The organism is Kitasatospora sp. NBC_01560 (assembly GCF_045208415.1).
GTDB lineage: Bacteria > Actinomycetota > Actinomycetes > Streptomycetales > Streptomycetaceae > Kitasatospora.
Map to the genome: position 1 here is coordinate 2,162,642 of NZ_CP109364.1, position 19,035 is coordinate 2,181,676.

Annotated in this window: 15 protein-coding genes; 4 read left to right on the top strand and 11 right to left on the bottom strand. The window is 73.9% G+C overall.

Annotated features, from left to right (window positions below; all coding sequences use genetic code 11):
* Positions 1-58: 58 nt before the first annotated feature.
* Both OH807_RS08920 and OH807_RS08925 read right to left on the bottom strand, forming a co-directional pair.
* On the bottom strand, positions 59-1,831 hold the full coding sequence (locus OH807_RS08920) for an ABC transporter ATP-binding protein (protein ID WP_406196054.1): 1,773 nt from the start codon (positions 1,829-1,831) through the stop codon (positions 59-61).
* Between the two features lie 103 nt (positions 1,832-1,934).
* Entirely contained in the window at positions 1,935-3,707 is a 1,773-nt protein-coding gene (locus OH807_RS08925) for an ABC transporter transmembrane domain-containing protein (protein WP_406196057.1), read from the bottom strand.
* Positions 3,708-4,170: 463 nt separating this feature from the next.
* Here OH807_RS08925 and OH807_RS08930 point away from each other — a divergent pair, with 463 nt between their 5' ends.
* The gene (locus OH807_RS08930) at positions 4,171-5,034 is read left to right on the top strand and encodes an aldo/keto reductase (RefSeq protein WP_406196060.1); all 864 of its coding nucleotides are present in this window, start codon (positions 4,171-4,173) and stop codon (positions 5,032-5,034) included.
* A 161-nt stretch (positions 5,035-5,195) separates the two neighbouring features.
* Here OH807_RS08930 and OH807_RS08935 read toward each other — a convergent pair whose 3' ends face one another.
* On the bottom strand, positions 5,196-6,062 hold the full coding sequence (locus OH807_RS08935) for a MarR family winged helix-turn-helix transcriptional regulator (RefSeq protein ID WP_406196062.1): 867 nt from the start codon (positions 6,060-6,062) through the stop codon (positions 5,196-5,198).
* A 454-nt stretch (positions 6,063-6,516) separates the two neighbouring features.
* Here OH807_RS08935 and fabG point away from each other — a divergent pair, with 454 nt between their 5' ends.
* On the top strand, positions 6,517-7,284 hold the full coding sequence (gene fabG, locus OH807_RS08940; protein ID WP_406196065.1) for a 3-oxoacyl-ACP reductase FabG: 768 nt from the start codon (positions 6,517-6,519) through the stop codon (positions 7,282-7,284).
* A gap of 231 nt (positions 7,285-7,515) precedes the next feature.
* The gene (locus OH807_RS08945) at positions 7,516-8,412 is read left to right on the top strand and encodes a phosphatase PAP2 family protein (RefSeq protein ID WP_406196068.1); all 897 of its coding nucleotides are present in this window, start codon (positions 7,516-7,518) and stop codon (positions 8,410-8,412) included.
* Here the strand turns inward: OH807_RS08945 and OH807_RS08950 are convergent.
* The gene (locus tag OH807_RS08950; RefSeq protein WP_406196071.1) at positions 8,363-8,551 is read right to left on the bottom strand and encodes an I78 family peptidase inhibitor; all 189 of its coding nucleotides are present in this window, start codon (positions 8,549-8,551) and stop codon (positions 8,363-8,365) included. The genes OH807_RS08945 and OH807_RS08950 overlap by 50 nt on opposite strands.
* A 100-nt stretch (positions 8,552-8,651) precedes the next feature.
* Here OH807_RS08950 and OH807_RS08955 point away from each other — a divergent pair, with 100 nt between their 5' ends.
* Entirely contained in the window at positions 8,652-8,924 is a 273-nt protein-coding gene (locus OH807_RS08955; RefSeq protein WP_406196073.1) for a DUF6343 family protein, read from the top strand.
* A gap of 66 nt (positions 8,925-8,990) precedes the next feature.
* Here OH807_RS08955 and OH807_RS08960 read toward each other — a convergent pair whose 3' ends face one another.
* The 7 genes from OH807_RS08960 to hpnE form a co-directional block, all read right to left on the bottom strand.
* Positions 8,991-10,409, bottom strand: coding sequence for an aspartate aminotransferase family protein (locus tag OH807_RS08960; protein ID WP_406196075.1), 1,419 nt, complete (start codon positions 10,407-10,409; stop codon positions 8,991-8,993).
* Positions 10,399-12,309: a 1-deoxy-D-xylulose-5-phosphate synthase gene (dxs, locus tag OH807_RS08965; RefSeq protein ID WP_406196077.1), complete on the bottom strand. Its 1,911-nt coding sequence runs from the start codon at positions 12,307-12,309 to the stop codon at positions 10,399-10,401. The genes OH807_RS08960 and dxs overlap by 11 nt, the downstream gene beginning before the upstream one ends.
* Positions 12,310-12,400: 91 nt before the next feature.
* Entirely contained in the window at positions 12,401-13,426 is a 1,026-nt protein-coding gene (hpnH, locus tag OH807_RS08970; RefSeq protein WP_406196080.1) for an adenosyl-hopene transferase HpnH, read from the bottom strand.
* Between the two features lie 2 nt (positions 13,427-13,428).
* Complete coding sequence (locus tag OH807_RS08975) at positions 13,429-14,121, bottom strand: 1-hydroxy-2-methyl-2-butenyl 4-diphosphate reductase (protein WP_406196083.1); 693 nt, start codon at positions 14,119-14,121, stop codon at positions 13,429-13,431.
* Entirely contained in the window at positions 14,118-16,235 is a 2,118-nt protein-coding gene (gene shc, locus OH807_RS08980; RefSeq protein WP_406196086.1) for a squalene--hopene cyclase, read from the bottom strand. Before shc ends, OH807_RS08975 begins: the two co-directional genes overlap by 4 nt.
* A 7-nt stretch (positions 16,236-16,242) precedes the next feature.
* Entirely contained in the window at positions 16,243-17,331 is a 1,089-nt protein-coding gene (locus tag OH807_RS08985) for a polyprenyl synthetase family protein (protein WP_406196089.1), read from the bottom strand.
* 137 nt (positions 17,332-17,468) lie between these two features.
* Positions 17,469-18,902, bottom strand: coding sequence for a hydroxysqualene dehydroxylase HpnE (hpnE, locus tag OH807_RS08990; protein WP_406196092.1), 1,434 nt, complete (start codon positions 18,900-18,902; stop codon positions 17,469-17,471).
* Positions 18,903-19,035: the final 133 nt, after the last annotated feature.

Here is a 19,035-nt window from a genome sequence, read left to right on the forward strand (position 1 = left end):
CTCTGCCCCGGCTGCGGCCCGGCACCGCCCGGGCAGCCCCGCCTGCCCGGGCCGCGGCCTACCCTTCGTCCCGCCAGGAGCGCCAGAGCGCCGCGTACGGACCGCCGGCCGCCACCAGCTCGGGATGGCTGCCGTACTCGCTGATCCGCCCGCCCTCCACCACGGCGATGACGTCCGCGTCGTGCGCGGTGTGCAGCCGGTGCGCGATGGCGATCACCGTCCGCCCCTCCAACACCTTGGAGAGCGAACGCTCCAGGTGCCGGGCGGCCCGCGGGTCCAGCAGCGAGGTGGCCTCGTCCAGCACCAGCGTGTGCGGATCGGCCAGCACCAGCCGGGCCAGCGCCAGCTGCTGGGCCTGCGGCGGCGTCAGCGCCGCACCGCCCGAGCCGACCTCGGTGTCCAGCCCCTCCGGCAGCGCGTCCACCCACTCGCCGGCCTCCACCGCGTCCAGCGCGGCGCGCAGCCCGGCGTCGTCGGCGTCCGGCGCAGCCAACCGGAGGTTGTCCCGCAGGGTGCCGACGAAGACGTGGTGCTCCTGGTTGACCAGCGCGACCTGGGCCCGGACCTGCTCGGCCGGCATCCGGGAGAGCGCCGCCCCGCCCAGCGTGACGCTGCCCCGGCCGGGCGCGTAGATCCCGGCCAGCAGCCGGCCCAGGGTGGACTTCCCGGCGCCGGACGGCCCGACCAGCGCGACCCGGCTGCCCGGAGCGACGTCCAGGCTGATGCCGTGCAGCACGTCGGCGCCCTCGCGGTAGCCGAACCGGACGTCCTTCGCCTCGACCCGCCGGCCGTCCGGCCGGGCCTCCTCGTCGCTCTCGTGCGCGGGCACCTCGCGGACCCCGACCAGCCTGGCCAGCGAGGCCTGACCGATCTGCAACTCGTCGTACCAGCGCAGGATGAGGTCGACCGGGCCGGTGAGCGCCTGGGCGTACAGCACCCCGGTGGTCAGCTGACCGACGGTGATCCAGCCCCGCACGGCGAACAGGCCGCCGGCCACCAGCGTGCCCAGCACGGCCAGCGTGTAGACCGCGTCGATGGTCGGGAACCAGACCGACCGCAGCCAGAGGGTGTACCGCTCCCAGGCGAGCCAGTCGGCCAGCTTGCGGTCGGTCAGCCGGATCCGCTCCTCGCCGAGCCGCAGCGTCTCCACCGTCCGCCCGGCGTCGACCGTCTCGGCCAGCACGGTGTTCACCGCGGCGTAGCCGGCCGACTCGTTCCGGTAGGACTGCGGGGCCCGCCGGAAGTACCAGCGGGAGGTGGCCAGCAGCAGCGGCAGGCCGATCAGCGAGGTGAGCGCGAGCAGCGGCGAGGTCACGACCAGCGCGCCCAGCACCAGCAGCAGCGAGACCACGGCGACCGCGAGCTCGGGCACCGCCTCGCGGACCGACTTGTCCAGCCGGTCGATGTCGGTGGTGCCGCGGGAGACGAGGTCCCCGGTGCCGGCCCGCTCCAGCACGCCGGTCGGCAGCGCCACCGAGCGGACCAGGAAGTCCTCCCGGAGGTCCGCCAGCACCCGCTCGCCGAGGACGCTGCCGCGCAGCCGCGACCACCAGGTGAAGGCCGACTGCACGCACAGGGCGAGCAGGTACCAGCCGACCGCGACCGCGACGGTCGACTCGGTGGTGCCGGTGGCCAGTGACTCGACCAGGGTGCCGAGCACCCAGGGCCCGACCAGCCCGGCGACGGTGGCCACCGAGTGCAGCAGCACCACCGAGGAGAACCCGGCCCGGTGGCGGCGGGCGAGCAGCCCCAGGTACGCGCGGACGGCGGCCGGGGAGCCGACCGGCAGGGTGGCGGCCGGCCCCTTCTCCTGTTGGACGGGGGGCTTCATGCAGTGCTCCTCGACGGTGTCGTCCGGTGGGTGGTGGGGCCGGTCGGGCGGCCGGGCCGCTCCGGCCGGCGGAGCGCGGCGGTGCCGGGGGCCGCGGGCCCGCTCATACGACCTCCCCGACCGGGGCCGGCTCCTCGTCGCGGGTGACCACGGCGCGGTAGGCGGGCTCGGTGCGCATCAGCTCGCGGTGGCGGCCGGCCGCGACGGTCCGGCCGCCACGGAGCAGCATCACCCGGTCCGCCCGGTCGAGCAGCAGCGGGCTGGTCGCGAACACCACGGTGGTGCGCCCCTCCCGGTTCCTGCGCAGCCCGGCCGCGATCCTCGACTCGGTGTGCGCGTCGACCGCGCTGGTGGGCTCGTCCAGGACGAGCACCGGCGGGTCGGCCAGCAGCGCGCGGGCCAGCGCGAGCCGCTGGCGCTGGCCGCCGGAGAGCGAGCGGCCGCGCTCGGTGATCCCGGCCCGCATCGCATCGCCCCCGCACTCCGGTGAGCCGTCCACCAGCGCCTCCAGGACGTCCTCGGCGCGGGCCGCGGCCAGCGCCTCGGCCGGGGTGACCCGGCCGGAGGAGGGGATGTCGAACAGCGCGGCCAGGGTGCCGGAGAGCAGCACCGGCTCCTTGTCGTGGACCAGCACCGCCGCCCGCGCCTCGGCCAGCGGGACGGCGTCCAGCTCGGTGCCGCCCAGCCTGACGGAGGGCCGGGGCTGCTCGCCGTCGGCCGGGGGGACGTGCCCGCCCAGCCGCTCGGCGAGCTCCCCGGCGAAGTCCGGATCGCCGCAGACCACGGCGGTCAGCTCGCCGGCCCGGGCGGTCAGCCCCGACAGCGGGTCGAACAGGTCGGACTGCCCGGGCCGGGCCAGTGCCGCGTCATGGCTGCCGCTGGTCCGTTCGAGCGAGAGCACCCGGGCGGCCCGGCCCGCGGAGACCCGCGCCACGCTCCAGGCGTGCGCGGCCTCGCCGAGGATGCGCAGCGGCGCGGCCAGGAACGCCGTCGCGCCGTAGACGGCGACCAGGGTGCCGATGCCGATCCGTCCGGTGGCCGCCAGGTGGGCGCCGTACCAGGTGATGCCGACCACGAACAGGCCGGGCAGCAGGACCTGCTGGGCCTGCATCAACGACCAGATCCGGGCCGACCGGACGGCGGCGGCGCGGACCTTCTGGGAGGCCGCCCGGTACCGGTCGAGGAACAGCTCCTCGCCGCCGATGCCGCGCAGCACCCGGAGCCCGGCGACGGTGTCGGCGGCGAGCTCGGTGGCCCGGCCGCCGAGCGCGCGCTGCTCCGCGTAGCGCCGCTCGAACGGGCCGAGCAGCGGCCAGACGGAGGCGGCCAGCACCGGCACGCCGAGCAGGACGGCGAGACCGAGCAGCGGCTCGGTCACCAGCACCGCCGCGCTGACGGCCAGCCAGACCAGCACCGCGCCGCGGAGCCGGGCGACCAGCTCGACGTACCAGCCGATCTTCTCGACGTCGCCGCTGCCGACCGCGACGATCTCGCCGGTGGCGATCCGCCGGGACAGCCCGGTGCCGAGGCGGGAGGCCTGCCGGGCCACCAGCTGACGGACCTGGGTGGCGGCGTGGATCCAGTTCCACACCGCCTGGCGGTGCAGCAGGACGGCGCCGAGCGCCGCGAAGGCGGAGAGGACGAGCGCGACGGCGCCGGCCCGCCAGATGCCGGCGGTGTCACCGTCGACGGCGGCCTGGACGCCCATGCCCAGCGGCACCGGCAGGGCGGCCCGGCAGCCCATCTCCAGCAGCGACCAGCAGGTGGCGAGCACCTGGCCGCGCCGCTGGCTGCGCTGGAGCCAGCGCAGCAGGGCGAGGGGGGAGGAGAGATCGGGACCGCCGGGATCGGCCAGCGGCAGGGTCTTGAGCGGCATGACGCTCCGTTGCGGGTGGGACGGGCGGATGGCGCAGCCGGCGCGGGTCACGCGCGGATGCGGGGAGGGGAGGAGGGCGCAGCGGCCGGGGTCGGTCACGGCCGGTGCCGGCGGAGGAGGACCCGTCCGATGTCGGACGGTCCCGGGCGTTCCCGGGCGGTCTCAGGAGGTCATGGCAGCGAGCCTGCCAACCGCGATGTGACCCACGCAACAGGTTTTCCCCGGCCCGCGCCCCTGCTCACGCCCCCTCCGCACCACCTCGGCGCCGCATCCCCGCCGCCCCGCCGCCACCTCGGCGCCGCCCCGCCCGCCCTCCGCCGCCGCGCCGCCGCCCCCGCCCGTTCATGCTGCGCACGCCGGTACAACGCGTCAGAAAGTTCCTGTCCGAACCGGGAACAATCGGGACAGCACGCCGGTTGCCCCCACTGGAAGAACATGGACGACCAGGAGGGCACCCCGTCCCGTGAGCAACATCCCCACCGTCACCCTCAACAACGGCGTGCAGATCCCGCAGCTCGGCTTCGGCGTCTGGCAGGTGCCGGACGCGGAGGCCACGGCCGCCGTCCGCAACGCCGTCGAGGCGGGCTACCGCTCGATCGACACCGCGGCGATCTACGAGAACGAGGCCGGCACCGGCCAGGCCCTCACCGAGGCGATTGCCGGCGGCGTCGCGCGCGAGGACCTCTACATCACCACCAAGCTGTGGAACTCGGGCACCCGCGACTGGTCGGGCGAGCAGGGCCGTGACGCCGTGCGGCGCGAGTTCGACGCCTCGCTCGCCAAGCTCGGCCTGGAGTACCTGGACCTCTACCTGATCCACTGGCCGCGCCCGATGCACGGCAGCTACCTCAACGTCTGGAAGGCCTTCGAGGAGCTGCTCGCCGACGGCCGGGTCAAGTCGATAGGCGTTTCCAACTTCGGCACCGCGCAGCTCACCCGCCTGCTGGACGAGACCGGGGTCGCCCCGGTGCTGAACCAGGTCGAGCTGCACCCCTACTTCCCGCAGGACGAGCTGCGCGCCTTCCACGCCGAGCACGGCATCGCGACGGAGGCCTGGAGCCCGCTGGGCCAGGGCAAGGAGCTGCTCGCCGAGCCGGCCCTGGCGAAGATCGCCGCCAAGCACGGCCGCACGGTCGCGCAGGTGGTGCTCCGCTGGCACCTGCAGAGCGGCGTCATCGCGATCCCGAAGTCGGTCACCCCGTCCCGGATCGTCGAGAACCTGGACGTCACCGGCTTCGAGCTGGACGCGGACGACCTCGCCGCGGTCGCCGGCATCGCCACCGGCACGCGGATCGGCCCGGACCCGCAGGAGTTCGACTGGAACTGACGCACCCGGCCGGGGCCGGCGGCGCACCGCCGCCGCCCCCGGAGGACCGGACAAGCGGGGAGGCGGGGAGGCGGGAAAACTGAAGGCCGCCTTCCCCCGTCCGGGTCGGCGACCTTCAGTACGTTGGCGAATCGTTTTGGCTGACGCTCGGAGGGCGGACCCTAGAGCCGAGCCGCCTTCCCGATGAGCGCGAGCGCGGGCTCGTGCTCGTCCTCGTCCAACGGAGCCAGCAGCAACCGCTGGACGTGGGCGACACCCGCGGCCGAACGGTGCAGCAGGTCCTGACCCGCCGGCGAGAGCGACAGCAGGTTGCGCCGCCCGTCCGAGGGGTCGCGCCGACGCTGCACCAGACCGCGCCGGACGAGCCGGCTGACCATCTCGGCCATCGTCGCCTTGTCCAGCGAGGCCAGCTCGCCGACCGTGCGCTGGTCGGCGCCCGGCTCCAGTTCGAGCGCATCGAGCACCGCGTACTGCGGCGCCGTCAGGTCCGAACCGACGTGCTCCGACCAGAGCTTGGTGTGCACCTGCTGGCTCACCCTGATCAGGTAGCCGATCGCCCGTTGGGCGTCCAGCATCGGTCGCGCGTCGGTGAGGACGGCGACCGCAGCGGGTTCAAGCCTGGCTATCTTGGCCATCACCCGGACAATCTCCAGCTGCTCCTCGGCCGTGAGCGGCTCGAAGAGCGTGCGCTGCACGCGGACCACTCCGCCGGTGGCCTCGCGCACCGCCTGGGCGCCGCTCTGCGAGAGAGCGAGCAGTTTGCGCCGGCCATCGGCCGGATCGCGGCGTCGCAGCACCAGGCCGCGCCGGACGAGCCGGGCGACCATCTCGGCCATCGTGGCCTTGTCGAGCGAGGCTCGCTCGCCGACCGTCCGCTGGTCAGCCCCCGGTTCGAGGGCGAGGACCAGCAGTACGGCGAACTGCGGAGCCGTGAGATCGGCTCCGACGTGTTCTGACCACAGACGGGTGTGAACCTGCTGTGCAACGCGGATGAGGTGCCCGGGCGACTGCTGCAGTCGCGCGGACACGCGGGTCGTCGGGATCTCCCCCAGCACCATGTATCCGTCCCGATGTCACACCCGGTGTGTGTGGGACACCCGGGTGGGGCAGTAACGGCGAGTGGGCGTCCCGCTGTGAGGGAGGGCGCTCCAGCCGTGCAGCCGGTGGCTGCTGGCGGACACTATACAAACGGCGGGCCCTTGCTGGCAGGCGGGGGCGGATAGTAGACGCAGGTTCGGCAACATTGGCATATTTACGCGCCGGTCCGACCCGTCGGTAACCCGTTCGCAGGAGAAAGCCGACCGGTCGGTCCTTACCCTCGGTCACCTGCGGCTTCGCCCTGGCCGCGCCCCCTACTCGCCGGTAGGGTATGGCCCACTCGGCGGTCCGCCCCGAGGGGAGCCGCCGCACGACCCCCACCAGGGGTTCCGCCCGGGGCTCCGCGTCAGAACCGAGTGAGATCCGAGAGAGACGAGAGCGAGCATGACCGAGCAGACCACCGCCCCGAGGGTCGCCGTCGTCACCGGCGCCGCGCGCGGACTGGGCGCCGCCACCGCCGAGCGCCTGGCGGCCGACGGCTACGCCGTCGCCGTCCTCGACCTGGACGAATCGGCCGGGAAGGACACCGTCGACCGGATCACCGCGGCGGGCGGGCGGGCCCTCGCGGTCGGCGCGGACGTGTCGGACGCCGCCCAGGTGCAGGCCGCCGTCGACCGGATCGCCGCCGAGCTGGGCGCCCCGGTCGTACTGGTCAACAATGCGGGCGTGCTGCGCGACAACCTGCTCTTCAAGATGTCCGAGTCCGACTGGGACACGGTCATGAACGTTCACCTCCGCGGCGCCTTCCTGATGACCCGGGCGATTCAGAAGCACATGGTGGACGCCGGATTCGGCCGGATCGTCAACCTCTCCTCGTCCTCCGCCCAGGGCAACCGCGGCCAGGCCAACTACTCCGCCGCCAAGGCCGGCCTGCAGGGCTTCACCAAGACCCTGGCCATCGAGCTGGGCAAGTTCGGCATCACGGCCAACGCCGTGGCCCCCGGCTTCATCGCCACCGACATGACCGCCGCCACCGCCGCACGGGTGGGCATGGAGTTCGAGGACTTCAAGCGCGCCGCCGCGACGCAGATTCCGGTCCAGCGGGTCGGCCTGCCCGAGGACGTCGCGCACACCATCTCGTTCCTGGCGAGCGAGGGCGCCGGCTTCGTCTCCGGCCAGGTGATCTACGTGGCCGGCGGCCCCCTCGACTAGGCACCGGATCTACACAGGGTTACCACGGAGTGGGAACCGGCTCGGCCGGTCTCCCGCTCCGTTCGCTTTGCCCGCCCTTGGGAAAACATGTACCCGCACCGTACGTGAATTCGATCGGAGAATACCGGAAAACAGTCCCCGCACGGCCCTATTTCGGCCTTGTCCCGGCTTTCCCGGAGAATTCCGAATTCCGCGAGGAATGCCGCCCGACCGCTGGGTATGGTCACCAGCGTGCAAGCGCCGAGTGAATTGCCGGAGAACCTGACCACCCGCCGCGAGCGCCCGCGCCGCTCCCCCGCGGCCACCGGCCGGGAGCCCGGATGGCCGCCCCTGGGCAGGCGGCAGACCGGCCTGCTGGCCGCCACCGCGCTCGGCTACCTCCTGGTGGTGGCGGGCGTGCTGCTCGACACCGCACTGGTGGACCTCGACTGGGCGGTCCGGCTGGCGCGCCCGTACGAGCGGTGGCCCAGCCTGGAGCCGCTGCTGGACAACTGGGTGGTGGCCGGCCAGCGCGGCCCGTCCGCCGTGGCCGCCTTCGGCTGGCTCGGCTGGCGGGCGCACCGGTCCCGACGGCTGCGCCCGCTGCTGGTGATGGGCGCGGCACTGCTGCTGCTCAACATCACGGTCGGTGCGGTGAAGATCGTCACCGGCCGGCTCGGCCCGCACTACGCGCACTACGTCGGCTCGCCCGAGCTGTTCTCCGGCGGCACCATCTTTCCGTCCGGGCACACCGCCAACGCCGTGGTCACCTGGGGCGTACTCGCCTACCTCGCGGTCCGCTGGCGGCGCACCGGCGCGGTGCTGGCCGCGGTCACCGCCTGCTCGGTCGGGCTGACCACCCTCTACCTGGGCACCCACTGGGTCACCGACGTGCTGGCCGGCTGGGCTGCCGGGCTGCTCGTCCTGCTCTCGCTGCCGCTGCTGGAGCCCCTGGTGGCGGCCGCCGAACAGCGACTGGCCACCCGGCGCTCCCGGCGGACGGGCCTCCGCCCCAACCCCCGACAACACAGCCCCCGACAACGCGGCTCCGAACAGCGCAGCCCCCGGCAGCGCAGCCCCCGGCACCCGGCCGGACCGGCTACCCCTCCCAGCTCCGTTCCACGACCCCGTCGCGCACCGCGAGATTGAGCCGGCCCTCCCGGTGGTCCATGGTCATCATCGCCCCCGGCTGTAGCACCCGCACCGAGGCCCAGCCGTGCCGGCGGGCCAGCTCCTCGGCCCGCTCCACCCGCAGCCCCGCATAGCCTTCCGCGTCCGCCTCCGTCATGGCCCCTCCCCGCCTCGTACCCCGGACGTACGCTGGAATGGTAGCCCCGGAGGACGCGCACCCGCGGCGGCCTCCGGACCGAGGAGGAGGTGACCGGACCATGCGCACCACCACCCCGCGCCGGTGGCGCAGCGGCACCGAACCCGCCACCGCCCGCAGCGATCTCAAGCTCCGCTACCTGCTCTCGCTGACCTTCACCCCGCTGTTCGCCATCGCGACGGTGGCCTTCGCCGTCTGGGCCGCGAACGCCTCCGACCTGGGCGTTCCCAGCCGGGGCACGCTCACCGGCTTCGCCGTGGCGTGCGGGATCCTCACCCTGTTCGCCGCCGTCGACCTCGTCGTGGTGATCCGGCGCCGCCGGACCGAGCTCTGACGCGCCGCCCGCCGTCTCCCACGGGGTGGGAAACCGGCCCGGCCGGCTCCCACCCCGCGCCGCCGGTCAGCGGTTGCCGACCGCCTGCTTGACCAGCGTCCGCCCGAAGTCCCACATCAGGCCGCTCCCCCGGTGCGCGTCGTCCATGACGTCGGTGAAGGCGTCCAGGAACCGGTCGACATCGCGCTCGGTGATGATCAGCGGCGGAATCAGCTTGATCACCTCCAGGTGGTCACCGGACACCTGGGTGAGGATCCGGTGCCGCTGCAGCAGCGGGACCACGACCATCTGGGCGAAGAGCCCCTTGCGCGCGGCCTGCAGCGCCGTCCAGCCGGTCCGCAGTTTCAGCGACTTCGGCCGGCCGAACTCGATGCCGATCATCAGGCCCCGGCCGCGGACCTCGGCCAGCAGCTCGTACTTCTCGACCAGGGCGGAGAGCCGCTCCCGGAACAGGTCGCCGATCCGGTGGGCGTTCTCGACCACCCGCTCGTCGCGGATCACCTCCAGGGTCGCCAGCCCGGCCGCCATCGCCTGCGCGTTGGCGCCGAAGCTGGCCGAGTGCACCAGCACCCGCTCCATCGAGGAGTACACCTTCTCGAAGATCCAGCTCTTGCCGAGGGTGGCCCCGACCGGCACGTAGCCGCCGGAGAGCGCCTTGGCCGCGCAGACGAGGTCCGGGAGCACGCCCTCCTCGTACTGGTACGCGAAGAAGGCGCCGGTCCGGCCGATGCCGGTCTGCACCTCGTCGCAGATCAGCAGCGCCCGGTGCTCGTGCAGCAGCTCCTGCGCGGCGCGCAGCCAGCCGGGCGGGGGCGCCTGCACGCCCTTGCCCTGGATCGGCTCCACGATCAGCGCCGCTACGTCGCCCTTCTTCAGCTCCTTCGCCAGTGCGGAGAGGTCACCGAGCGCGATGGCGGTGTCCGGCAGCAGCGGGTCGAAGCCCTTGCGGAAGCCGCTCTCGCCGTTGACCGAGAGCGAACCGGTGGTCAGCCCGTGGAAGGCGTGGTCCGCGTAGAGGATGCGCCGCCGCCCGGTGGCGTACCGGGCGAACTTCAGCGCCGTCTCGACCGCTTCGGTCCCGCTGTTCCCGAAGAAGACGCGGTCCAGCCCGGGCGCCTGGGCGAGCAACCGCTCGGCGAGCAGGCCGGGCAGCGGCGAGCAGTCGAAGCGGACCAGGTCGGGCAGGTCGAGGTCCATCACCTGCTGGACGGCCGAGCGCACCACCGGGTGGTGCCGGCCGAGCGCGAAGATGCCGAAGCCGGCCAGCATGTCGAGGTACTCGTTGCCCTCGGCGTCGTAGAAGTACTGGCCGCGGGCCCGCTCGTAGGTCTTGTCGAAGCCGATCGTGCGGAGCATCCTCGGCAGCTGCGGGTTGAGGTAGCGGCTGTGCAACTCGTAGCGCTCGGAGCCGCGTTCGGCGATCAGGGCAGCGAGGTCGAAGCCGGCCCGGGTGCGGGCCGCGGTGGCGTCCGGGTCAGCCGGCATGGCGCTGGTCCACTCCTCGGGTCGGCAGCAGGTTCTTGGCGAAGGCGGCGGTCTGGGCGGCGACCCCGGTACCGGTCAGCCCGGTCTCCTCCAGGATCTCGCCGCGCGCGGCGTGTCCGAGGAACTCCTGCGGCAGGCCGAGCACCCGCACCGGGACGTCCACCCCGGCGTCCCGCAGCGCCTGGGCGACGGCGGTGCCGGCGCCGCCGGTCCGGCCGTTGTCCTCCACGGTGACGACCAGGCGGTGTGCGGCGGCCAGGGCCGGCAGCGCCGGGTCGACCGGTTTGACCCAGCGCGGGTCGACCACGGTGGTGGTGAAGCCCTCGGCGAGCAGCAGGCGCGCCGCGTCCAGCCCGGCGGCCGCGGTCGTCCCGACCGTGACCAGCAGGATCTCCGGCACCTCGCCGGTCCGCAGCAGCACGTCCACGCCGCCGACGCGTTCGACCGCCGGGACGGCCGGCCCGATGTTCGCCTTCGGGAAGCGGACCACGGTCGGCGCGTCCACCACGTCCACCGCCTCGCGCAACTGCGCGCGCAGCTGGTCGGCGTCGCGCGGCGCCGCCAGCCGCAGGCCGGGGACGACCTGGAGGATCGACATGTCCCACATGCCGTTGTGCGAGGCGCCGTCCGGGCCGGTCACGCCCGAGCGGTCCAGCACGAAGGTGACGCCGAGCCGGTGCAGCGCGACGTCCATCAGCACCTGGTCGAAGGCCCGGTTGAGGAAGGTGGCGTACACCGCGACCACCGGGTGGAGCCCTCCGGTGGCGAGCCCGGCCGCGCTGGTCACGGCGTGCTGCTCGGCGATCCCGACGTCGAAGGTCCGCTCCGGGAAGGCCTTGGCGAACTTGGCCAGCCCGACCGGCTGGAGCATCGCCGCGGTGATCGCGACGACGTCCGGCCGCTCCGCGCCGACCGCGAGCATCTCCTCGCCGAAGACGGACGTCCAGGAGACTCCGCCGCCCGGCGAGGTGGGCAGGCAGGTGTACGGGTCGATCGGGCCCACCGCGTGGAAGCGGTCGGCCTCGTCCTGCTCGGCCGGCCGGTAGCCGCGGCCCTTGACGGTGAGGCAGTGCACGATCACCGGGCCGCCGAAGCCGCGGGCCTGGCGCAGCGCCTGCTCGACGGCGGCCAGGTCGTGGCCGTCGATCGGCCCCAGGTACTTGAGCCCGAGGTCCTCGAACATGCCCTGCGGGGCGAAGGCGTCCTTGAAGCCCTTCTTGGCGCCGTGCAGCGCGTCGAAGATCGGCTGCCCGACCAGCGGGGTGCGCTGCAGTGCGCCCTTCCCCAGGGCGAGGAAGCGCTCGTAGCCCTGGGTGGTGCGCAGCGTGGCGAGGTGGTTGGCGAGGCCGCCGACGGTTCTCGCGTAGGAGCGCTCGTTGTCGTTGACGACGATGACCAGCGGGCGGTCCCGGGCCTCGGCGATGTTGTTGAGCGCCTCCCAGGCGAGCCCGCCGGTGAGTGCGCCGTCGCCGATCACCGCGACGGTCTGCCGGTCGTACTGGCCGAGCAGCCGGGCGGCCTTGGCGAGACCGTCGGCGTAGGAGAGTGCGGTGGAGGCGTGCGAGTTCTCGACGACGTCGTGTTCGGACTCGGCGCGGGAGGGATAGCCGGAGAGGCCGCCCCTGCTGCGCAGCTTGGAGAAGTCCTGCCGGCCGGTGAGCAGTTTGTGGACGTAGCTCTGGTGGCCGGTGTCCCAGACGATCCGGTCGTAGGGCGAGTCGAAGACCCGGTGCAGGGCGATGGTCAGTTCCACCACCCCGAGGTTCGGGCCGAGGTGGCCGCCGGTCCTGGTGACGGCGTCGATCAGGAAGTCGCGGATCTCGTCGGCGAGGAGCGGCAGGTCCGCGGCCGGGATCTTCCGCAGATCGGCCGGGGACTTGACGCTGGAGAGCAGTGACATGCGTTCACCTCACGACTCGGAGCGGTGCGTGGCCCCCCTGGGGCGGGGTGGCCCGGTGCGGGAGGCTCCTCCCGCACCGGGCCCGGTGCGCTCAGTTGCCGCGGTTGGCGCCGACGGTCTCGGTGAGCGCGCGCAGCGACTCCTTGAGGGAGCCCATGGTGGCGAGGACGGCGGTCGGCTCGTAGCCGCAGTGCGCCATGCAGTTGGCGCAGCGGGCGTCCTTGCCCCGGCCGTACTTCGACCAGTCGGTCTTCTCGATCAGCTCGCGGTAGGTGGGCACGTACCCGTCGGCCATCAGGTAGCAGGGGCGCTGCCAGCCGAAGAGCGAGTAGTTGGGGATGCCCCAGGCGGTGCACTCGAAGTCGACCTTGCCCTCCAGGAAGTCCAGGAAGAGCGGGCTGTGGTTGAGCCGCCAGCGCCGCCGGTTGCCGCCGGCGAAGGTCTTGCGGAAGAGCTCCCTGGTCTGTTCGACGCCGAGGAAGTGCTCCTGGTCGGGCGCCTTCTCGTAGGCGAACGCCGGGGAGATCATCATCTCGTCGACCTTGAGGTCGTCGTTCAGGTAGTCGAGCACGTCGATGATGGTCTGCGGGGTGTCGGTGTTGAAGAAGGTGCTGTTGGTGGTCACCCGGAAGCCGCGCCGCTTGGCCTCCTTGATCGCCTCGACCGCCTCGTCGAAGGTGCCCTCCTTGGCCACCGAGGCGTCGTGCCGCTCGCGCAGCCCGTCGATGTGCACGGTGAAGGTGAAGTAGGGCGAGGGCTTGAACTTGTCGAGCTTCTTGCGCAGCAGCAGCGCGTTGGTGCAGAGGAAGACGTACTTGCGGCGGGCCACGAGCTGGCGCACGATCTCGTCGATCTGCGGGTGCATCAGCGGTTCGCCGCCGGCGATCGAGACCATCGGCGCGCCCGACTCCAGCACCGCGCCGACCGCCTGGGCCACCGGCATCCGCTGCTTCAGCACGCCCGCCGGGTGCTGGATCTTGCCGCACCCCTCGCAGGCCAGGTTGCAGGCGAAGAGCGGTTCCAGTTCGACGATCAGCGGGAATTTGTCCCGCCGCTTGAGCTTCTGCTGCATGAGGTAGGTGCCGACCCGCACGGTCTGGCGCAACGGCATGGCCATGGCTAGCTCGCCTCCTGGGGGAGCGTCGAGGATGTGGGGTGGTGCCGGGTACCGGGTGCCGGGCGGCGCGGGCCCGGCCGGTTCTGTTCGTGCCAGTCGACCAGCGCGGGTACGGTGGCGCGCAGCCTGCGCCAGGCCCGGACGCCGGCCGGCAGGGTGCCGGGGCGCAGGAGTTCGTGCTCGGGAGTGTCGACCACCACCCGCAGGACGGCCGCGGGCAGCGCCGGCCGGAGCTCCTGGAGGGCGGCGAGGACGGCGGCGGCCTCCATGTCGACGGCGAGTGCGCCCTGCAGGTGCAGGGCGCGCCGCTCCAGGCCGCGCACCACGTGGTCGGCGGTGTGGTGGACGCCGCAGTGGGCCGTCAGGCCGCGCAGTTTCAGGGCCCGGGCGAGGTCCGGTCCCGAGCCGACCGCGAAGAGGTTGCCCTCGGCGTCGCGCACGCCGTTCGCAACGATGACGTCACCCGGTGTTATTCCCGGTGCGACGGCGGCGCCGAAGCCGGCGACCACGACGGCGCCGTAGCCGCCGGGGGCCGAGGTCAGCAGCCGGCGGACGGCGTGCCCGGCCCGCCGCCGGCCGACCCCGGTCCGGACGAGCACCGGGGAGCCGCCGGCCGCGCCGCGCCAGTCCCCGCCGCGCAGGGCCCAGACCTCGGGGCCGAGTGCGCAGAGCACCAGCAGGGGGGCACGGTTCACCGGGCCGCCCCGATCGCCGGGGTGCCGGTGGCCGGCGCGCCCTTGGCGCCGGGTGCGGCCTCCCGGCCGGTGGTGGGGCTGCCGTGCAGGTAGCGGCCGAGCGCGGTGACCGGGAAGACCAGCCGGTACAGGTGGTAGTTGATGGAGAAGTCCCACGGGAAGCCGGTGCCGGTGAACTGTGGTTCGTCCCAGGTGCCCTCGGGCAGCTGGGTGCGGACGAGCCAGTCGACCCCGCGTTCGACGGCCGGGTTGGCCCGGCCGTCGGGGCCCTCGCCGGCCGCGAGCAGCGCCATCAGCGCCCAGGCGGTCTGCGAGGCGGTGGTGTCGCCGCGGCCGGCCCAGCGGGCCGGGTCCTCGTAGGAGCGCATGTCCTCGCCCCAGCCGCCGTCGGTGTTCTGCCGGTCCTCCAGCCAGCGGACGGCACGCCGGATCGCCGGGTGTTCGTCCGGGACGCCGGCCGCGACCAGGGCGGGCAGCACCGAGCCGGTGCCGTAGATGTAGTTGGTGCCCCAGCGGCCGAACCAGGAGCCGTCGGCCTCCTGGTTGCGCAGCAGCCACTCGACGCCGCGCCGGGTGCGCGGGTCCCGGCCCTTGCCGACCTCGGCGAGCATCTCCACCACGTGGGCGGTGACGTCGGCGGACGGCGGGTCCACCACCTCGCCGAAGTCGCAGAACGGCAGCTTGTTCGGCAGGGTGCTGGTGTTGTCGACGTCGAACGCGCCCCAGGCGCCGTTCTTGGACTGCATGCCGAGGTTCCAGCCGACCGCCCGGTCGACCGCGCCGGTCACCTTGGCCGGGTCCGGGTGGGCGACCCGGCGCAGGGCGAGCACCACCTCGGCGGTGTCGTCGATGTCGGGGTAGGTGTCGTTCTCGAACTCGAAGGCCCAGCCGCCGGGGGCCAGTGAGGGGCGCTGGACGGACCAGTCGCCGCGCCGGGTGATCTCCTCGCCGAGCATCCAGTCGACGGCCGAGACCAGGGCGGGGTGGTCGGCCGGCAGGCCGGCGTCGACCAGGGCGATGGCGGCCAGGCAGGTGTCCCAGACCGGGGACTGGCAGGCCTCCAGCCAGCGCCGGCCGTCCTCGGTGTGCACGGTGAAGCGGTCGAAGGAGGAGAGCCCGGCCTGCATCACCGGGTGCTCCAGCTCGTAGCCCTCCAGGTGCAGGGCGATCAGCGAGTAGACGGCGGGCGGCTGGATGCCGCCCCAGCAGCCGTCGGCCTCCTGCCGCTCGACGATCCAGCGGCAGGCCTGGGAGAGGGCGAGCCTGCGCAGTGGGCGCAGCGCGCGGCGGTGGTAGGCGTGCAGCACCTTGTCCAGACGTTCGAAGACGCCGTCCCAGGTGGTGGCGCGCGCGAGCGGGCGCTCGGGGAAGGGGTGCTCGGGGTCGGTGTGCAGCTCGGTGAGGGGGAAGGGCGCGGGCCGGACGGGGCGGTGGGCCGAGACGATGGTCAGCGGCACGATGGTCTGCCGGGCCCAGCAGCCGAAGGCGTAGATGTTCAGCGGGAGCCAGCGGGGCAGGAAGATGATCTCGGGTGGCATCTCGGGCAGCCGTGCCCAGGGCCACCAGCCGAACAGGGCGAGCCAGATCCGGGTGAAGACCCGGGCGGCCGCGATGCCGCCGGCTGACCGGACGTAGCGGGCCGCGGCGAGCATGTGCGGGGCGTTGGGGTCGTCGCCGGCCAGCTTGAGGGCGACGTACGCCTCGACGGTGGTGGAGAGCTCCGCCGGCCCGCCGTGGAAGGTGGACCAGGTGCCGTCCTCCCGTTGCTGGGAGCGGATCCACTCGGCGGTGGCCTTGGTCTGCTCCTCCGTACGGATCCCGAGGAACTGTCGGAGCAGTAAGTCCTCGGCGTCCATGGTGACGTTGGTTTCGAGGTCGCCCTTCCACCAGCCCTCGGAGCTCTGCAGGGAGAGCAGGTGGGTGGTGGCGCGGGCCAGTGCCTCCTCGGCGGAGGCGGGCCCGCTCTGCTGTTGGTCCCGGCCGTCCGGGTGGAGCTCGTCGGGCCCTTCGGGCTGCCACCTCCCGGTACCCAGCAGCGCCGGGGGGCGGTCGCCCACCGCGACCGGCTCGGAATCGTACTCAGGGTCGAGCCGGCCGTCCGCGGTTGCTGTCAACGTAACGTCACCTCTCTCGTACCACCACGAATTCGGCGAGTGCGACGAAGTGCTCGCGCACCACATCGGGCATGGGCACCTCGTCCAGAGCGGCGAGGGCAGTCGTGTGCCGGCGGCGGGCCTCCTCCTGGGTCCAGGCGCGGCCGCCGGCCTCCTCGATCAGGGCGGCGCGGGCGGCGAGCTCGGGCTCGCTCTCCTCGCCGCGCCCCTTCGGGTCGGCCAGCTGTTCGGCGAGCCTGCGGGACGCCGCGCCGCCCTCGGCGAGGGCGGCGGCGACCGGCAGGGACTTCTTGCGCTGGCGCAGGTCGCCCCAGTGCGGCTTGCCGGTGACCTCGGTGGCGCCCCAGATCCCGAGCAGGTCGTCCACCGCCTGGAAGGCCAGTCCCAGGTGGTGGCCGTAGCGCTGGAGGGCGTCCGAGACCCGGTCGTCGGCGCCGGCCAGGACGGCACCGATGGCGGAGGCGGCGGCGAGCAGGGCGGCGGTCTTGCCGCCCTCCATCTCCAGGCATTCGGCGACGGTGACGCTGTCCCGCTGCTCGAAGGCGACGTCCATGGCCTGGCCGTCGATGAGCCCGCGGGTCGCGGTGGTGAGCAGCCGGACGGCGCGCGCGGCATCGGTGGCGCCGGCCCCGCCGGTCACCCCAGCGTCGAGCAGCACCTCGGTACCGAGCGTTGCCAGAGCATCGCCGGCCAGGATCGCCTGGGCCGGTCCGAAGACCGTCCAGGCGGTGGCCCGGTGCCGTCTGGTCTCGTCACCGTCCATCAGATCATCATGGAGCAGGGAGAAGTTGTGCACCAGTTCAACCGCCACCCCACCAGGCACTCCGGCCTCCGCCGGGGCGCCGACGGCCTGGGCGGAGAGCAGTGCCAGGGCGGGCCGGACGGCCTTGCCGCCGTCCCCCGCGGCCGGCGTGCCGTCCCGGTCGATCCAGCCGAAGTGGTAGGCCGCGACGGTGTCCATCGGTGCGGCCAGACGGGCGACGGCGGCCTTCAGCGGCGGGGTGCAGAGCGTACGGCTGCGGGCCAGCAGCTCCGGCACCGAGACCGGTTCGGCGTGCGCCGTGCCTCCGACGGCAGTGCCGGTGCGTGACTCCACGTGCGTTCCCTCTCCCTGGTGGTGCCGGGCCGCAGGGGACGGCCGGGCGCTTGCGATGTCGATGAGGCCGGGACGGCCGGCCGGGCCTGCGACGGGGCCGGCGGCTCTCGCGGGGTCGCCGGCGGCGGGACCCCGGGTCACCGGGGCCACCTCCCGTCGCCGCGGTCCACCGGGAGCCTGGTGCCGGTGCCGGCCAGCACGGCGTCGGCCGCGCTGTGGCCGCTGCGGACGGCGCCCTCCATGGTCGCGGGCCAGCCGGTGGCGGTCCACGCGCCGGCCAGGACCAGGCCGGGGACCTTCGTCCGGGCGGACGGCCGCAGTGCGGCGGTGCCCGGGGCCGGGTCGAAGGTCGCGGTGCGCTCGCGGGTGACGAAGAAGTCCAGCACCTCGGCCCCGCCGGCGGCGGGCAGCAGCCGGGCCAGTTCCGGCAGGTAGCGGCGGCGCAGCTCGGCCACCGGCAGGTCGCTCTCGTCCTGGGCGGCGGACTGCGAGAGCGCCAGGTACTGCGCGCCCGGGTGGGAGCGGCCGAGCCCGGTGCCGGCCAGGCCGGAGTGCGCGGTGCGGTCGAAGACCCACTGGACGGGCGAGCCGAGCGCCGCGAAGAACGGCCGGCGCAGCACCTTGCGGTCGTAGACCACGTGGACGTTGAGGATCGGGGTGGTGCCGAAGCCGTCGAGCCGCTCCTGCCCGTCGATCGCGTCGGGCGGCAGCAGGGCGGCGGCGGTGTCCTGGGCCCCGGCCAGGACGACGGTGTCGGCGGTGAGCAGCTCGCCGCCGTCCAGCAGCACGGCGTGCTGCGGGCTGGCCGGCTTGAGCTCGGCCGCGCGGGCCCGCAGCAGCACCCGCACGCCGGCGCGCTCCAGCTCGGCGAGCGCCCGGTCGTGGTGGATGGTGCCGAGCGGGACGGCGGCGGTGCCGATGTCGGAGGCGCCCGGGTCGGAGAGCAGGCCGGTCTTGAAGACCATCGCGGCCAGGGCCAGGGACACCTGGTCGGCGCGGGCGTTCAGGGTGGCGACGCCGACCAGGTCCCAGAGGGCGGCGACGGTGCGCTCGTTCTGGCCGTTGCCGCGCAGCCAGGCGCCGAAGGAGACGGCGTCCAGTGCCGGGTCGTCGAGGTCGAGGCCCCGCAGGGCGAGCGCGCCGCGGACCACCCGGGCCCGGTCGGCCGGGCCCAGGTGCGGGTAGCGCGCCAGGCTGCCGGCCAGGTGCAGCGGGACGGGCAGGGCGGCCCGGCGGAGCCGGCCGAGGGTACGCACCGGCGCCCCGGCCGGGCCGGACACCCCGAGCACGGGGACGTCCAGCCGGTCCTGGAGGTGCACCAGCCGGCTCGCGCCGAGCCGGTCGACCAGGCCGCGGTAGGCGGTGCAGCAGCGCAGGTAGACGTGCTGGCCGTTGTCGACGGTCAGCTCGCCGCGCTGGAACGAGAAGGCCAGCCCGCCCAGTCGGGGGCGGCCCTCGACCAGGGTCACCCGGTGGTCCGCCTCGGCCAGCCGGAGCGCGGCGGTGATGCCCGCCAGGCCGCCGCCGACCACGACGGCGGCCGGGCGCGCGGCATCGGCTCGGCCGGTCATCGGCCCTCCCCCTCGTATCCGGCACCCCGCCCGGTCCCGGCCGGGGTGCCCGTTGACGTCGTTCGCATCACGGTGGACAACACGGGTCCACCCATCAGTGATTCCCCGCTGACACAGCGTGACAGAACCGCGG

Bases quoted from the DNA above. Each gene is read 5' to 3' on its own strand.
- OH807_RS08920 (WP_406196054.1), bottom strand. From the start codon at position 1,831: ATGAAGCCCCCCGTCCAACAGGAGAAGGGGCCGGCCGCCACCCTGCCG.
- OH807_RS08925 (WP_406196057.1), bottom strand. From the start codon at position 3,707: ATGCCGCTCAAGACCCTGCCGCTGGCCGATCCCGGCGGTCCCGATCTC.
- fabG (WP_406196065.1), top strand. From the start codon at position 6,517: ATGACCGAGCAGACCACCGCCCCGAGGGTCGCCGTCGTCACCGGCGCC.
- OH807_RS08950 (WP_406196071.1), bottom strand. From the start codon at position 8,551: ATGACGGAGGCGGACGCGGAAGGCTATGCGGGGCTGCGGGTGGAGCGG.
- OH807_RS08955 (WP_406196073.1), top strand. From the start codon at position 8,652: ATGCGCACCACCACCCCGCGCCGGTGGCGCAGCGGCACCGAACCCGCC.
- OH807_RS08960 (WP_406196075.1), bottom strand. From the start codon at position 10,409: ATGCCGGCTGACCCGGACGCCACCGCGGCCCGCACCCGGGCCGGCTTC.
- dxs (WP_406196077.1), bottom strand. From the start codon at position 12,309: ATGTCACTGCTCTCCAGCGTCAAGTCCCCGGCCGATCTGCGGAAGATC.
- hpnH (WP_406196080.1), bottom strand. From the start codon at position 13,426: ATGGCCATGCCGTTGCGCCAGACCGTGCGGGTCGGCACCTACCTCATG.
- hpnE (WP_406196092.1), bottom strand. From the start codon at position 18,902: ATGACCGGCCGAGCCGATGCCGCGCGCCCGGCCGCCGTCGTGGTCGGC.